Annotated in this window: 15 protein-coding genes; 4 read left to right on the top strand and 11 right to left on the bottom strand. The window is 69.0% G+C overall.

Going from position 1 to position 14577, the window contains the following annotated elements:
• Window position 1: 1 nt before the first annotated feature.
• The 4 genes from ASC55_RS13090 to ASC55_RS13075 all read right to left on the bottom strand — a co-directional run bounded on the left by ASC55_RS13090 (window position 2) and on the right by ASC55_RS13075 (window position 4446).
• Window positions 2-1090, bottom strand: a complete 1089-nt coding sequence (locus ASC55_RS13090) for an ABC transporter permease (protein ID WP_055869315.1) — start codon at window positions 1088-1090, stop codon at window positions 2-4.
• The gene (locus ASC55_RS13085) at window positions 1087-1893 is read right to left on the bottom strand and encodes an ABC transporter ATP-binding protein (RefSeq protein ID WP_055869314.1); all 807 of its coding nucleotides are present in this window, start codon (window positions 1891-1893) and stop codon (window positions 1087-1089) included. Before ASC55_RS13085 ends, ASC55_RS13090 begins: the two co-directional genes overlap by 4 nt.
• Window positions 1890-2714: an ABC transporter ATP-binding protein gene (locus tag ASC55_RS13080; protein WP_055876456.1), complete on the bottom strand. Its 825-nt coding sequence runs from the start codon at window positions 2712-2714 to the stop codon at window positions 1890-1892. The genes ASC55_RS13085 and ASC55_RS13080 overlap by 4 nt, the downstream gene beginning before the upstream one ends.
• Before the next feature lie 70 nt (window positions 2715-2784).
• Window positions 2785-4446 carry an ABC transporter substrate-binding protein gene (locus ASC55_RS13075; protein ID WP_055876448.1) on the bottom strand — a complete coding sequence of 554 codons (1662 nt, stop codon included), beginning with the start codon at window positions 4444-4446 and terminating at the stop codon, window positions 2785-2787.
• A gap of 160 nt (window positions 4447-4606) precedes the next feature.
• On the opposite strand from ASC55_RS13075, the gene ASC55_RS13070 reads away from it, so the two are divergent.
• Window positions 4607-5254, top strand: a complete 648-nt coding sequence (locus ASC55_RS13070) for a TetR/AcrR family transcriptional regulator (RefSeq protein WP_055869311.1) — start codon at window positions 4607-4609, stop codon at window positions 5252-5254.
• Between the two features lie 53 nt (window positions 5255-5307).
• Window positions 5308-6522 (top strand): amidohydrolase, encoded by a 1215-nt coding sequence (locus ASC55_RS13065; protein ID WP_055876447.1) that lies wholly within the window; start codon window positions 5308-5310, stop codon window positions 6520-6522.
• A 25-nt stretch (window positions 6523-6547) separates the two neighbouring features.
• On the opposite strand, the gene ASC55_RS13060 is transcribed toward ASC55_RS13065, so the two are convergent.
• From ASC55_RS13060 to ASC55_RS13030, 7 genes are all read right to left on the bottom strand, one after another.
• Complete coding sequence (locus ASC55_RS13060) at window positions 6548-7060, bottom strand: hypothetical protein (protein ID WP_157559465.1); 513 nt, start codon at window positions 7058-7060, stop codon at window positions 6548-6550.
• A 37-nt stretch (window positions 7061-7097) separates the two neighbouring features.
• A complete protein-coding gene (locus ASC55_RS13055) occupies window positions 7098-7799 on the bottom strand; it encodes a hypothetical protein (RefSeq protein WP_055876442.1) in 702 nt (233 codons plus the stop codon).
• A 6-nt stretch (window positions 7800-7805) separates the two neighbouring features.
• A complete protein-coding gene (gene moaA, locus ASC55_RS13050; protein ID WP_055876438.1) occupies window positions 7806-8897 on the bottom strand; it encodes a GTP 3',8-cyclase MoaA in 1092 nt (363 codons plus the stop codon).
• A 116-nt stretch (window positions 8898-9013) separates the two neighbouring features.
• A complete protein-coding gene (locus ASC55_RS13045) occupies window positions 9014-10093 on the bottom strand; it encodes a sulfate/molybdate ABC transporter ATP-binding protein (protein WP_055876437.1) in 1080 nt (359 codons plus the stop codon).
• Window positions 10090-10878: a molybdate ABC transporter permease subunit gene (gene modB / locus ASC55_RS13040; protein WP_055876433.1), complete on the bottom strand. Its 789-nt coding sequence runs from the start codon at window positions 10876-10878 to the stop codon at window positions 10090-10092. The genes ASC55_RS13045 and modB overlap by 4 nt, the downstream gene beginning before the upstream one ends.
• Window positions 10875-11651, bottom strand: a complete 777-nt coding sequence (gene modA, locus ASC55_RS13035; RefSeq protein ID WP_055876429.1) for a molybdate ABC transporter substrate-binding protein — start codon at window positions 11649-11651, stop codon at window positions 10875-10877. The genes modB and modA overlap by 4 nt, the downstream gene beginning before the upstream one ends.
• A gap of 1 nt (window position 11652) precedes the next feature.
• The gene (locus tag ASC55_RS13030) at window positions 11653-12045 is read right to left on the bottom strand and encodes a TOBE domain-containing protein (RefSeq protein WP_055876426.1); all 393 of its coding nucleotides are present in this window, start codon (window positions 12043-12045) and stop codon (window positions 11653-11655) included.
• A 139-nt stretch (window positions 12046-12184) separates the two neighbouring features.
• Between ASC55_RS13030 and ASC55_RS13025 the strand changes: the two genes are divergently transcribed.
• Both ASC55_RS13025 and ASC55_RS13020 read left to right on the top strand, forming a co-directional pair.
• Window positions 12185-13573, top strand: coding sequence for a D-alanyl-D-alanine carboxypeptidase family protein (locus tag ASC55_RS13025; RefSeq protein WP_235563378.1), 1389 nt, complete (start codon window positions 12185-12187; stop codon window positions 13571-13573).
• Window positions 13574-13658: 85 nt separating this feature from the next.
• On the top strand, window positions 13659-14573 hold the full coding sequence (locus ASC55_RS13020; protein WP_055876423.1) for an esterase/lipase family protein: 915 nt from the start codon (window positions 13659-13661) through the stop codon (window positions 14571-14573).
• The last annotated feature ends 4 nt before the right edge of the window (window positions 14574-14577 follow it).

Genomic DNA, 14577 nt, shown 5'->3' with positions numbered 1-14577 from the left:
GTCAGGACTCCATCTGGCGCGTGCGCGGGTCGAGGTAGGCGTAGACCACATCCGCGAGGATGTTGGCCACGAGCACCGACAGCGTGATCACGAGGAACACGCCCTGCATGAGGGCGAAGTCCTTGGCGTTGGTGGCATCGAGCAGGAGCTTGCCGACGCCCGGATAGCTGAACACCATCTCCATCACGATGGTGCCGCCGACGATGAACCCGATCGACAGCGCGAAGCTCTGCACCTGCGGCAGCACCGCGTTTCGGGCGGCGTAGCCCCAGAGCACCCGCTTGTTGGGCATGCCCTTGGCCTGAGCGACCGTGATGTAGTCGTCGTCGAGCACGGTCAGCATCATGTTGCGCATGCCGAGCACCCAGCCGCCGAGCGAGGCGACCACGATGGTCAGTGCCGGAAGCGTGCCGTGCATGATCACCTGGCCGATGAAGTCGAAGCTCCATTCCGGGGATTGCCCCTTGTCGTAGGCATGCGATGAGGGGAACCACTTCAGGGTGGAGGAGAAGATCGCGATCGCGATGAGGCCCAGCCAGAAGTACGGGATGGTGTTGAAGAACGTCGTCACCGGGATGATCGCGTCGAGCTTGCTGCCGCGCTTCCATCCGACGACCGCTCCGGCGACGGTGCCGATCGTGAACGAGATGATGGTCGCGATGCCGACCAGGCCGAGCGTCCACGGCAGGGCTGACGCGAGCACCTCCGCGACCGGGCGCAGACCGTGCAGCGTCGAGATGCCGAGATCGCCGCGCAGCAGCATCCCCCAGTACTCGATGTACTGCTGCCAGATCGACTTGTCCGTGTCGATGCCGAGCAGGATGCGCAGCGACGCCTCGGCCTCGGGGCTCACGCTGCGGTTGCGTGCGAGATACGAGCTGACCGCATCGCCCTTCATGAAGCGCGGCAGGAAGAAGTTGATCGTGATGGCCGCCCAGAGCGTGAACAGGTAGAAGGCCGCGCGACCGGCGAAGAAGCGCCATGGCACGCGCCGCCGTCCGCGTTCTGCCGCGGTCGCGGTGGTACCCACCTCGAGGGCGTCGCGGGCGACGAGGTCGTCGTCGTCGAGCTGGGGGAACGCGGTGCTCACAGTGCGCCTCCGGTCGATGTCGCCTGTGCGAAGAACTTGTCCGGGTCGGGGGAAGCCGATCGCAGTTCGCGCGTGTACGGGTCCTGCGGGTTGAGGATCACGTCGTCGGCGGCGCCGTACTCCACGACACGGCCCTGGTTGAGCACCATGATCTCGTCGCTGAAGTGGCGGGCGGTGGCGAGGTCGTGGGTGATGTAGAGCACGCCGAGCCCCTCTTCGCGCTGCAGGTCGGCGAGCAGGTTCAGCACACCGAGGCGGATCGAGACATCGAGCATCGACACGGGCTCGTCGGCGACCAGGAGCGAGGGACGCGAGGCGAGGGCACGCGCGATGGCCACCCGCTGCCGCTGGCCGCCCGACAGCTCGTGCGGGCGGCGGTCGATCACGGCGTCCGCATCCAGGCGCACGCGGTCGAGGAGTCGGCGCACCTCGGCCTCCGTCTCCCGCTTCGGCACGACGTCGTCGAGGCGGATCGGACGCTCCAGGTGGTAGCGGATCGAGTGGTACGGGTTGAGCGAGGCGAACGGGTCCTGGAACACCATGCGCAGCTGCTGCCGGTACTTCCGCAGACCCCTGCCTCGCCGAGGGATGGGTGCGCCGTCGAGCAGCACTTCTCCGCTGGTCGGGGTCTCGAGCTGGGTGAGGATCTTCGCGATCGTGGACTTGCCGCTTCCGGACTGGCCGACCAGCCCGATCGTCTGCCCGGAGGTCAGGGTGAAGCTCACATCGTCGAGGGCTTTGATCTGGCCGGCGCCGCGGACGTTGTAGGCCTTCGTGACGCTTCGGAATTCGAGGGTGGTCATCGCACCAGCACCCCTCTCTCCCCGGTGAGTCGGGGGAACGACGACAGCAGCGTCTTCGTGTATTCGTGCGCGGGCTGTGTCCAGATGCGCTCCGCTGTCGCGAGTTCGATGATCTCGCCCTCGCGCATGATCGCGATCCGGTCGCTGATCTCCAAGAGGAGAGGAAGGTCGTGGGTGATGAAGATCACCGAGAAGCCGAACTCGTGCCGCAGCTGCGAGATCTGCTTGAGGATCTCCCGCTGCACCAGCACGTCGAGGGCGGTCGTGGGTTCGTCCATGACCATCAGCTGCGGGCGCAGGGCGAGGGCCATCGCGATCATCACGCGCTGGCGCATGCCGCCGGAGAGCTCGTGCGGGAAGGAGCGCATGCGCTGGCGTCCGACCTTGACGATCTCCAGCAGCTCCTCGGACTCGGCACGCCGCTGCGCGCGGTTCATATCGGGACGATGGATCTCGAAGACGTCCTCCAGCTGCGACCCGATCGTCGCCACCGGATTGAGGGCGTTCATCGCCCCCTGGAACACCATCGACACCTTGTCCCAGCGGAACCGCTGCATCGCATCGACATCGAGAGCGTTGATGTCGATGTCGACGCCGGTGACGTCATGGAAGGTCACGCTGCCGCCGGTGATGACGGCCGGTGCGCGCAGCAGGCGCTGCACGCCGTAGGCGAGGGTGGTCTTTCCGCATCCGCTCTCCCCGGCGAGGCCGAGGATCTCGCCGCGCTGCAGTTCGAGGGTGACGTTCTTCACCGCCTCGACGGGGGGATCGACGTCGTACACGACCGAGAAGTCGCGCACGCTGAGCAGGGGTTCTGGCATGGGGTGTCCTTCGTCGATCTGATCGGGGAGCCCGCACCGCCTCGGCGCGGGCTCCCCTGCAGGATGGTGCCTACTCGGCGGGCTTCAGCTTCGTGAGGATCTGCACGATGTTCTGCTGCGTCGGGTCGGCCGACGCGTACGGGTCCTCGTCCGAGGGCCACCCGACGTAGTTGCGGGTGTTGAACTCACCCAGCAGCGGGTGCGCGCCCAGCGGGATGGCCGGCACCTGCTCGGAGAAGATCGTCTGCAGCGTGTCGAGGGCCGTCGTGCGCTCTTCGTCCGACGAGGCGTTGGCGTAGGTGTTCAGCGCCGCCGTCGCCACCGGGTCGTCGAAGCGACCGAAGTTGAAGCCGGCCTTGCCCTCGGGCGAGATCCAGCGCGGATCCATGGTCGAGGTGTAGAGGCCGTACGCCGTGCCGCTGTCCTCGAGCCAGTGGATGATCGCCGAGAACGTGCCGTTGTCGCGGGGGTCGGCCCAGCCGCCCCAATCCGGCATGTCGATCTTGACCTCGGCGCCGATGGCCTCGGTGACGTCTTCGGCGATCAGCTCCTGCGCGGTGTTCCAGTCGCTCCATCCGGAGGGGACCGAGAGCGTGAACGACACAGGCTCGCCGTCGGGGTCGATCAGCGCGTCGTCCTTCCAGGTGTAGCCGGCGGTGGTGAGCAGATCGCGGGCCTTCTCGGCGTCGACCGCGTACTCCTTGTCCGTGAACTCGGGCTGGATCTCGTCGTCGAGGATCGAGGAGAGGCCTGTGACCGACCAGACGGGCTCACTCGCGCCCTCACGCGCGATGTCGACGTAGGCGTCGCGGTCGATCACCCAGGCGAGAGCCTGACGGAATGCGGGGTCGTCGAACGGCTTCTGCTGGAGGTTCATGAACAGCGTCGCGGAACCGGTGGTGGGCGCCGCCCAGAACTTGTTGTGCTCGGGGTCGGCCGAGAGGAACTGCTCCTCGATCTGCGGGATGAACGCCTGAGCCCAGTCGGCGTCGCCGTTGGCGAGTGCCGTGGTGAGCGCGGTGTTGTCACCGTAGGAGACGTAGTGCAGCTCGGGCACCGCGAGGGCACCGCCCCAGTAGTCGTCGCGGGCTTCGAGGGTGACCGACTCCGTCGACCAGTTCGAGAGCACGTAGGGGCCGGTGCCCACGAGGTCGTCGCCCTTGACGGGGTTCGTGGCCGGGTCGTCGAGGTTCTCCCAGATGTGCTTCGGGACGATCGGCACGTGCAGCACGCGGGCCTGGTTGACGTACTTCGACTCGGCGAAGGTCAGCACGACCGCGTCGCCCTCGACCACGGCGCCCTCGAACTGCAGGCCGGCCGTGTCGAGAGCCGGAGTGGAGACGAGCTCGTACGAGAAGACGATGTCGTCGGCGGTGAAGGGCGTGCCGTCACTCCAGGTGACGTCCTTGCGAGGGACGACCGTGAGAACGGTGTAGTCGTCGTTCCACTCGATGCTCTCGGCGAGCCACGGGGTCACGCCGCGGTCGCCGGTCTGGTTCACGAGGCCCAGCGTCTCGAAGATCACCTTGCCGTAGCCGTACTTCGACGCGGAGGAATCACCGACGAAGGGGTTGTTCGACTCGGTGGTGATCGCGCCGTCTGGCTTGGCGATGGTGAGGGATGCGGAGCCGGCACCCTCGTCGGATCCACCGCCTGTCGAGCAACCGGCGAGGGCCGATACGCCGAGGGCGGTGATCGCGGTCACGGCGATCAGAGACTTTCTGAGCTTCATTGCTTCTCCTAGGGGCACGGGTCTTTGTGCGGCGTCGCCGGAGGACGGGGAGTCCGCCGACTGTCGTGATTTGCTTACTGTCGAGAAAGTAAGCTTCCGTGAGGTTACCGAGTAGTAAGTTTGATCGCAAGCACAATCCGACGATGGAGAGGAGGCCGCGGTGTCAGACAGCGACCAGACCGTGCGCGTGCGCCCGGCGACCCTCGCGAAGCGCGAGCAGATCCTCAAGGCGGCCGTGGAGATCTTCGGCAACAAGGGGTCGACCAACGGCACCCTGGCCGATGTGGCTGAGCAGGTCGGCATCACGCATGCGGGCGTCCTCCACCACTTCGGCTCGAAGCAGAAGCTGCTGCTCGAGGTGCTCGCCTACCGCGATCAGGCCGACGTCGCGGAGCTCGCCGAGAAGCACATCCCCGGCGGACCCGAGCTGTTCCTGCACCTGGTGCGCACGGCATTCGCGAACGAGAAACGGCCCGGCATCGTGCAGGCGTACACGGTGCTCTCCGCCGAGTCCGTGACCGACGACCACCCCGCCAGGGACTACTTCGAGGAGCGGTACACGACCCTGCGTCGAGAAGTCACCGCCGCATTCCACGAGCTGTGCGCCCAGGAGGGCGTGCGCGATCCGGACACCATCGCCGCAGCCTCCGCCGCGATCCTCGCGGTGATGGACGGCCTGCAGCTGCAGTGGCTCCTGCATCCCGGGACCGTCGAGCTCGGGGAGACGAGCGAGTTCGCGATCCAGGCGATCGTGAACGCCGTGCTGCGCCCGGGGCCGCAACTGCCGACCTACGTGCACCCCGCCTGATCCGTCGATCGCGCACCCTCGGCACGAGTCGCGCGCAGGGCTAGGCTCGGGCCATGACGATCGATCTCGAAGCGCTCTACATCGACCTGCACCAGCACCCCGAGCTCTCGTTCCAGGAGACGCGCACCGCCGGCATCGCCGCCCAGCATCTGCGCGACCTGGGCCTCGAGGTCGAAGAGGGCGTCGGAGTCACCGGCGTCGTCGGCGTGCTGCGAAACGGCGAAGGTCCGGTCGTGTGGGTTCGGGCCGACATGGACGCGCTCCCGGTCGAGGAGCAGACCGGCCTGTCGTACGCGAGCACCGCCAAGGGCATCGACCCGGCGGGCACGACCGTTCCCGTCATGCACGCCTGCGGTCACGACATGCACGTCACCGCCATGATCGGCGCGGTCGAGAAGCTCGTCTCCGAACGCTCCGACTGGTCGGGAACCCTCGTCGTGCTGATCCAGCCCGCCGAGGAGTACGGCGCCGGGGCGCGCGCGATGCTGGACGACGGCATCCTCGACCGCTACCCGAAGCCCGACGTGGTGCTCGGCCAGCACGTCACGCCGCTTCCCGCCGGCGTGATCGGCGTGCGCAGCGGCACGCAGATGGCGGCCTCCGACGGGCTCACCGTCACCCTGCACGGGCGCGGCGGACACGGCTCSCSCCCGCACGCCACGATCGACCCCGTCGTGATGGCGGCAGCCACCGTGATGCGTCTGCAGACCATCGCCTCCCGCGAGATCGATCCGCAGGGCGTCGCGGTCGTGACGGTCGGCTCGATCCACGCCGGCCTCAAGAACAACATCATCCCCGCCGAGGCGAAGCTCGAACTGAGCCTGCGCTACCCGAACGAGGAGACGCGCGAGAAGGTGCTCGCGAGCGTGGAGCGCATCGTGCGGGCCGAGGCCACGGCCTCGGGCGCCGAGCGCGAGCCCGAGATCCGCACCGATCACACACTGCCGGCCACGATCAACGACGAGCACGCCACCGCACGCGTCACCGCAGCGCTGCAGCGCGCGCTGGGCGAGGCGGCCGTCATCGACCCCGGCATGTTCACCGGCAGCGAGGACGTCTCATGGTTCGCCCGCGACGCCGGAGTGCCTCTCGTGTTCTGGTTCTGGGGCGGCATCGACCCCACGCGGTTCGCCGAGGCGGTCGCCGCCGGTCGCCTGGGAGAGGACATCCCCACCAACCACTCGCCGTTCTTCGCGCCGGAGATCCACCCGACGATCGAGGTCGGCGTGACCGCCCTCTCGGCCGCGGCCCGGGAGTTCCTCGCCTAGAGGTGGAAGAACCGGGCAGGGCCGCTCATGCGACGGTCTGCCGCGTCCGCAGGAAGACGTGCAGGCCGAGGGCGTCTCTCCTGCTCGGCTGTTCGACAGAAAGATGGCGGTGCAGCAGGTCGGCGACCTCTCCCGGAATCGGGTCGATCGCGTGGGCCTTCTTCACGTCTTGGGAGCCGAATCCGGCCAAGAGCGTCACGGACTCGCCGTCCGTGCCCCTCACCTCGACGCGGGCGTAGTCCGTGTCGAGGCGGATCAGCACACGAGCGATGGAGGCCCAGGGGAGCGCTCGCTCCACCCCGGCACCCATGATCCGGATCCCCCCGTCATCCCACTCGATGACGTAGCGCTTCCTTCGCCAGGCGAAGATCCACAACAGGGCGAGCACGATGACGACAGCCACGCCACCGGCGACCGCGACGACACCGGACCTGCCGAGGATGGAATCGGTCTCGAGGGAGATCGCGATCAACGCCGCCGTGGCAGCGGACCCTCCCACAGCCACGCAGCCGACGATGATCGCCACGAGCTGGCGCATGGAGACTCGCGTCGCCCGGATCGTCAGGCGGTACCCGTCACGCCCCTGCCCGATCGGCTCCCACATCCGTGCACCCCCCGTTCCGTCGATACGTCGGCTGCTCGAGGATCGTGTTGTCCCAGACCCACGTCGCCCGCTCCTGCGGCCGGGCCGCTGAGAGGTACAGCCGCTGACCGCCGACGTATCTCCGGTTCGACGGAGCCTCCGGGTCCGGGTCATGGTTCCCCGGGAATCGAGCGTTGCCCCGGGGGACGCTGACCTCGAAGGGCGCGTGGACCCAGACCGTCGCGTCCCACACCTTCGCAAGCTCGGGACGCTGGAGAAAGATCCCGTCGACGAGCACGACCCCCGCCGGAGGAACGGCTATCGGAGCGGGGTTGACAGCTTCGTCGCGATCGACGTCCCAGACGCCCGGTGTGATCGAGCCGTGCACACGCAGGCCGTCGACCACGCACGCGTGGAAGGCATCGTATCTGTACGAACCGGAGTAGAACCCTTCTGGACCTACACCCGCGGCGACGCGCTCCGCCTTCGGGCGGTGGAATCCGTCGATGCTCACACGGACGACAGGTCTGCTCGAACGTCGCCGCGCGTGAACCGCGAGTTCGCGGGAGAGGTGCGATTTGCCTGCCCCGTCGAAGCCGTCCAGGGCCACCAGGATGCGATTCTCAGGACGAAGGCTCTCGATCTCAGCCCACAGCTGCGTCAGCACGGCCGCGCGCGAGTCGGCGATGCGCACGCCGGCTCAGCCGCCGATCGCGTTCATGCCGCGCGCCGGCTGCAGGAACGAGGGGTCGTTGATCGCGTGTCCCGGGAGCTTGCCGTGCACACAGGAACGCAGCATCGCGGCGATCCCCCCGGCACGCGCGCCCGGTACGGCGTCGGCGCCGCGAAGCACGTCGACCAGGTCGTACTCGACGTTCGAGAACAGACAGTTGCGCAGCTGACCGTCGGCGGTCAGGCGCAGACGGTCGCAGGCGCCGCAGAACGGGGCGGTGACCGAGGCGATCACACCCACCTCGTGCGGTCCGCCGTCGATGCGCCACTTCTCGGCCGGCGCTCCCCCACGACCCTCGACCGGGTCGAGACGCCAACGCTCGCCCAGGGATGCGAGGATCTCCTCGCGCGTGACCATCGAGGCTCGGTCCCAGGTGTGTCCGGCATCCAGCGGCATCTGCTCGATGAAGCGCAGCTGCGCGCCCATCCTCATCGCGAACTCCACGAGGTCGACCAGCTCGTCGTCGTTGATGCCGCGCATGGCGACCGCGTTCAGCTTGAGAGGGCGGAGGGACGAGGCCGCGGCCGCGGCGATGCCCTCGAACACGTCGTCTAGTCGGTCGCGCCGGGTGAGATCGGCGAAGCGCTGACGGTCGACCGTGTCGATGCTGATGTTGAGGCGCGTGAGTCCGGCATCGATCAGGTCGGGGAGCTTCGGGGCGAGGCTGATGCCGTTGGTGGTCATCGCGACCTCGACGGGGCCGTCCTCCCCCTCGATGCGGGCGATGCGCCGCACGACCTCGACGATGTCGCCTCTCAGCAGCGGCTCGCCGCCGGTGAGGCGGAACGTGCGGATGCCGAGAGCGGCGGCCACCTCGGCGACCTCGACGATCTCGTCGGTGGAGAGGATGCTCGTGCGGGCGAGCCATTCGTTGCCCTGCTCGGGCATGCAGTAGGTGCAGCGCAGCGAGCAGCGGTCGGTGAGCGAGATGCGCAGATCACGATGCACACGGCCATGCGTGTCGACGAGACCGCCACCGGGGGCCTCGTGGCCGGCCGCCTGCGGCGCCGATGCGGCGTGCGGCGGGCGCACACCGATCACGACCGGTACGGCCGTCATGGCGCTCCCCCGCTCCCCGTCATCGTTCGAGACTAACCCGCCGAGACCCGATCGGGGCCGCCTGGTCGACGGCGAGCGGGAGATTGTCAGTGTTGCGACGGCCTTCGCGGGGCTGCTCAGACCACGGACACGAAGCGCACGCGCTCGGGGTCTATCCGCAGGCGGACCTGATCCCCCGGCACGAGCCCGTCCGCTTCGGCGAGCGAGACATCGACCGCGCACGACTCGGTCTGCACCCGCACCCCGGCGAGCGTGGATTCGAGTCGTGTGACCTCGGTCTCCCAGGCATCCGATTCCGCATCACCGACGACCTGCACATGCTCGGGACGGAACACTGCGGCGAGCGGCGAGCCCACGACCGCGGCGAGCGCGAGCGAGGCGGCATCCGTGCTCGCGAGACGCCGGTGACCGCTGCGCCACCCGCCGTCCGCCGCGACGCCGACCAGCCGATTGACGCCCGCGATCGAGGCGACGAAGTCCGAGGCGGGCGCAGACAGCACGTCGCGCACGGGTCCGGTCTGCGTGACACGCCCCGACTCGATGACCACGAGACGGTCAGCCAGCGCGACGGCGTCCGCGGCGTCGTGCGTGACCGCGAGCGTGGTGATCCCGGTGAGCTGATCGCGCAGCATCTGTCGGATGTCGCCCGCCGTCGCCGGATCGAGCGCCACCAGCGGTTCGTCGAGCAGCACCGCGCGCGGAGATGCGGCGAGCGCTCTGGCGACCGCGACGCGCTGCCCTTCGCCGCCGGAGAGCTCGCGCGGCATGCGATCCCCCGCTCCGGGGAGTCCGACGCGTGCAAGCCACTCATCGGCCGAGTCTCGCGCGGTGCGGGCGTCCTCTCCTGCCGCGCGAGGGCCGAAGGCGACGTTCTCGCGCACCGACAGGTGAGGGAACAGCCGCGCATCCTGGCCGAGCAGCACGATGCCCCGGTTCATGGGTGCGGTCCGCACGCGCGGAGCGGCGACGCGGTCGACCACGCGTCCGGCGACCTCGATCTCCCCTGCGGTCAGCGGCTCGAGCCCTGCGAGCGCCTGCAGCAGGGTCGATTTGCCCGCACCGCTGGGCCCCATGATGGCGACGGTCTCGCCGACCGCGACCTGCACCGCGACCTCGACGGCGAAGTGCTCGCGTTCGACGATCACCTGCGCCCGCAGCCCCGGCGCTGCGCCGGCGTGGTGCTCCGACGGACTCATCGTGTCACCCCCGGTCGCCACCCGCGCACCAGCAGCAGTACGACGATCGCGGTGGCGAGCAGCAGCAGCGCGAGGGCGACCGCCGTGCCCTGCGACACTCCCGCTCCGTTGAACGCCGTGTAGATCGCCAGCGGCATTGTCTGCGTGACCCCAGGCCGATTTCCGGCGAACAGCGCCGTCGCGCCGAACTCGCCGATCGCCCGCGCGAAGCACAGCACGACGCCGGCGACGATGCCCGGAGCCGCGAGCGGCAGGGTGATGCGGCGCAGGATCGTCCATCGGCCGGCTCCGAGCGCCGCCGCCGTGCGTTCGTAGTCCACGCCCGAGGTGCGTACGGCACCCTCCACGGCCAGCACCAGGAACGGCAGCGCGACGAACGTCTGCGCCAGCACCACCGCCGGGGTGCTGAAGGACAGACCGAGTCCGCCGAGCCACCCTGCACGCCCAAACAGGTACAGCAGCGCGACACCGCCCACCATCGGCGGCAGCACCAGTGGCACCGTGACGACGGCGCGCAGCACCGCTGCCAGTCGAGGGCCGGAGCGGGCGATGTACAGCGCGAGTGGCACGCCCACGATGATGCACACGACGGTGGCCACGAGGCCGGTGCCGAGCGAGAGCAGGAGTGCCGAGAGCGCAGCCTGCGACGTCACATCCGCAAGGAAGGTCGACCACTGCACCCGCGCGACGAGAGCGGTGAGCGGCAGGACCAGGAAGACCAGTCCGACGAGGGCGGGAACTGCGAGAGCGCGCGGAGCGTATCCGTGCGCAGGTGCCGCGCTCACGGGGCTCCGAAGCCGAAGTCCGCCAGGATCCTCTGACCCTCCGCCGACAGCACGAAGGCCACGAATGCCTCGGCCGCCTCGACGTTCGGCGCGTCGGAGAGCGCGGTGATCGGGTAGTGGTTGACGACCTCGTCGGCGCCGTCGGGCACGATCACCTCGACATCGTCACGACCGATCACGTCGGTGGCGTACACGAGTCCGGCGTCGGCTTCGGAGGCGGCGACCTTCGTGAGCACGGCCGTCACGTTCTGCTCGAGACTCGCGGCGTCGACCGTCACGCCCGCCGTGGAGAGCAGCTTCGCGGAGGCCGCACCGCAGGGCACCTCCGGCGCGCACAGCACCGTGGTCACGTCGGCCAGATCGGCCAGTGCCCCGACCTCGCCCGGGTTGCCGGTCGGCACGGCGATCACGAGGGTGTTGGAGGCGAACAACGCAGGATCGACCGCGGCATCGGTCGCCTTGTCCATGTTGGCCTCGTCGGCGGATGCGAACACGTCGGCCGGCGCGCCTTCGAGGATCTGCGTGACCAGGGTCGACGAGCCGTCGTACACGGGGCTGAACCGCACGCCCGGGTTCTCGGCGGTGAAGGCCTCTCCGATCGCGTCGAAGGCCCCGCTGAGGGAGGCGGCGGCGTAGACCGTGAGGTCTCCGCTCAGGCCGCCCTCCGCCGTCGTCGGTGTGGCCGTGCTCCCGTCGGCGGTCGCACAGCCCGTGAGGGCGAGCGCGACGGCGGCGAGGACGGCGACGGCGGAACGGCGGAACGTGCGGTTCATGTCAGCCCTTCGGGACCTCGACGACGACCTGGGTCGCCTTGACGGATGCGGTGGCGAGCGAACCGACCTCGAGCTGGAGTTCGCGCACCGCTTCGGACGAGATCAGCGAGACGACCCGATGCGGTCCGGATTGGATGTCGATCTGTGCCATCAACCCGTCGACCTGCACCCGGGTGACGATGCCGACGAAGCGATTGCGGGCACTGGAGAGCACGTCTCCGGCCTTCTTCGCCTCGTCCGCGAGGGCGACGGCTCGCGCCGCGACGGCATCCCCGGGGATCTCGGCCGGAACCGCATCGGTGACCGGCAGCAGCCCCTGCTCGATCCATCGACGGACCGTGTCGTCGCTCACCCCGAGCAGCTGCGCGGCACGGGCGATCCGGTAGGTCTGCATGAAGAGAATCTACCGCAGATACGGAGATATCTACTGATAATCTCCGTTCCTGCGACGACGCGGCCGAACACCCCACCCTCAAGCGCCGCGGTCCCTGTGTCCCCCGAATGGCCGATACCGCGTGCGTCGGATGTCCGACATGATGACTATCACCATGACGGCACCGAATCCACCGGCGGACGACCTGTCCGACTTCGCCGAGCTGATGACGCACGAGCAGGAGTTCCTCTCCCCTCGTGATCTCGTCGATCCGGTAGTCCGCCGAAGGCGCAGGCGCCGGGGTCTCATCATCACGGCGGTCTGCGTCGTCCTGTTGCTGGCCGTCACCGGCGGCTACGTCGGGTGGGCTCTCACCGCTCCCGTCGGTGCGCCCACGATGACCACACAGACACCGCAGGCACCGACCGTCGGTGCGGCGGCGGTCGCCACGCCCCCGGTCGGCGCATCGGCGATCAGCGTCTCCGGCGCGGACGCCTACCTGGGCGAGTCGGCGAGTGGAATCTGGACGTCGAGCGGCACCGGCGAGCCGCTCCCCATCGCGAGCATCACGAAGCTCATCACCGCGTTGGTCATCCTCGAGGCCTCCCCTCTCGCCTCCGCCGAAGACCCCGGACCCACGATCACGTTCGACAAATCCGATCACGACCTCTACGACAGGCACTACGTGATGGGGGCGACCATCGCCCCCATGCCCACCGGCACCTCGATGTCGCTGCGCGATGCCCTGGCCGCCATGCTGATCCCCTCGGCGAGCAACTACGCCGAGGCGCTGTCATCCCGGATCTTCGGATCGCAGAGCGTGTTCCTCGGCGCGACGCGCAACTGGCTCGCCGCCCATGGCCTGACGGGCACGACGATCACCGAGCCCACGGGGATCAGCCCCCGCAACACGAGCACGCCCGCCGACCTCCTGGCGATCGGGAAGCTCGCCGCCGCGAATCCGGTGATCGCTCAGATCGTCGCGACCCCATCGATCTCACTCCCCGGCGCCGGCCCGCTCAACAACACCAACGGACTTCTCGGAACCAGCGGCATCACGGGGTTGAAGACCGGCAGCCTCGGCGAGGGCACCTACAGCCTGCTGTACACCGCGACCCTCGTCGTGGGCACCACCGACCCTCTCGCGGTGACCGGTGTCGTGCTCGGAGGACCCTCGCGCGAGTCGGTGAACGCCAGCGTGATCGCCACTCTGGACAGCGTCCGCGCCGGTTTCCACCAGGTGCCGGTCGCGACCTCGGGACAGGAGATCGGCACGATCTCGACGCCGTGGGGCGACACCGCGCGACTGGTCATCGGAGAGGCGGCATCGATCTTCACCTGGTCGGACACGCCGATCACCGTGACGATGGACATCGAGACTCCGCCGACCTATCGGGACGGCTCGGTCGTGGGGAGCGTCACCTGGACCGCGGGCCCGAACACCGTCACCGCCCGGGTCCAGATCAAAGGCAGCATCGACTCGCCGTCCGAGTGGTGGCGGCTCACCCACCCGTCCGAGCTCGGCTCGATGACGGATGCCGCGCGCTGAGGCGACACGAGCGATCCGATCGACCGTCGTCAGGGCACCCGCGTTCTGCCCTATCCTGACCGCGTAGGTCTTCGGAAGGAACACCATGGCGGATGCTGTCGTTCTCGTATCGGGCGGTGCTGCAGTGACACCGTTCACGGATCCCGACCGCGCCAGCGGGTCGGGCCTCGCCGCCGGCAACACGCTCACCGCCCTTCGCGCTCATCTTCTCGAGCGTGGCGCTGCGGTCTTCACCGCACCCGCCCGCATCGGAGACGGCGAGGTCCGGGAAGACGCCGGGTGGCAGGGTTTCGCTGATGTGCCCGTCGTGCTGCCCGCAGAGATGACCGTCAACGCGGTCGGCGGGATCGACGAGGGCGGTGCCCGCTTGGCCGCATTCCTGCGGTGGCTCGGCGAGGAACACGGCCTCACCGACGTCGACCTCGTCGCGCACTCGATGGGCGGGCTGTTCTCCCGCGCGGCGATCCGCCATCTGCAGGGGGCCGGACCGTCGGTGCATCGACTCCTCACCCTCGGGACCCCGTGGGAGGGTTCGCTGCTCGGCGATGTGCTCACCGGCGAGATCTCCGCGAACGACGCCGCCGGCGACGAGGGGACCGCCCAGATCCTGGAGAGATCGCGCAGCTACGCCGCCGAGAACTCGCAGGGCGCTGCCGACCAGGTCTCGCGCCGGTTCCTGCGCGAGTGGAATGCGGCCCAGGTCGGAGTGCTCGACACGATCACCGTCACCGCGATCGGCGCCGGGCACTTCCACGCGGCATCCGAACCACTCCAGCTGTGGCCGCACGACGGGCTCGTGTCGCAGCGGAGCGCTCGGGCGGACGACGTGCCGAGCGAGGTCCTCCCCCGCGCTGTCCGTCACAGCTTCGACGACGACGTGCACAGCATCTTCTTCGCCGACGCCTTCGGCCTGCCGTGGGAGCGGGCGCTCACCTGGGATCCCGAGGTGTTCGCGGTCGTCGACGATGCGCTCGATGCCAGAACCGGGGGCATACGCTGAACCC

The organism is Microbacterium sp. Root322 (assembly GCF_001425645.1).
Classification (GTDB): Bacteria; Actinomycetota; Actinomycetes; order Actinomycetales; family Microbacteriaceae; genus Microbacterium; species Microbacterium maritypicum.
Note: the sequence above shows the minus strand (reverse complement) of the source record. Positions and strands in the feature narration are given on the sequence as shown.

What these genes read in the sequence shown, in the direction of transcription:
- ASC55_RS13085 (WP_055869314.1), bottom strand. Translation starts at nt 1,893, where the DNA reads ATGACCACCCTCGAATTCCGAAGCGTCACGAAGGCCTACAACGTCCGC.
- ASC55_RS13080 (WP_055876456.1), bottom strand. Translation starts at nt 2,714, where the DNA reads ATGCCAGAACCCCTGCTCAGCGTGCGCGACTTCTCGGTCGTGTACGAC.
- ASC55_RS13075 (WP_055876448.1), bottom strand. Translation starts at nt 4,446, where the DNA reads ATGAAGCTCAGAAAGTCTCTGATCGCCGTGACCGCGATCACCGCCCTC.
- ASC55_RS13060 (WP_157559465.1), bottom strand. Translation starts at nt 7,060, where the DNA reads ATGCGCCAGCTCGTGGCGATCATCGTCGGCTGCGTGGCTGTGGGAGGG.
- moaA (WP_055876438.1), bottom strand. Translation starts at nt 8,897, where the DNA reads ATGACGGCCGTACCGGTCGTGATCGGTGTGCGCCCGCCGCACGCCGCA.
- ASC55_RS13045 (WP_055876437.1), bottom strand. Translation starts at nt 10,093, where the DNA reads ATGAGTCCGTCGGAGCACCACGCCGGCGCAGCGCCGGGGCTGCGGGCG.
- modA (WP_055876429.1), bottom strand. Translation starts at nt 11,651, where the DNA reads ATGAACCGCACGTTCCGCCGTTCCGCCGTCGCCGTCCTCGCCGCCGTC.
- ASC55_RS13030 (WP_055876426.1), bottom strand. Translation starts at nt 12,045, where the DNA reads ATGCAGACCTACCGGATCGCCCGTGCCGCGCAGCTGCTCGGGGTGAGC.
- ASC55_RS13025 (WP_235563378.1), top strand. Translation starts at nt 12,185, where the DNA reads ATGATGACTATCACCATGACGGCACCGAATCCACCGGCGGACGACCTG.
- ASC55_RS13020 (WP_055876423.1), top strand. Translation starts at nt 13,659, where the DNA reads ATGGCGGATGCTGTCGTTCTCGTATCGGGCGGTGCTGCAGTGACACCG.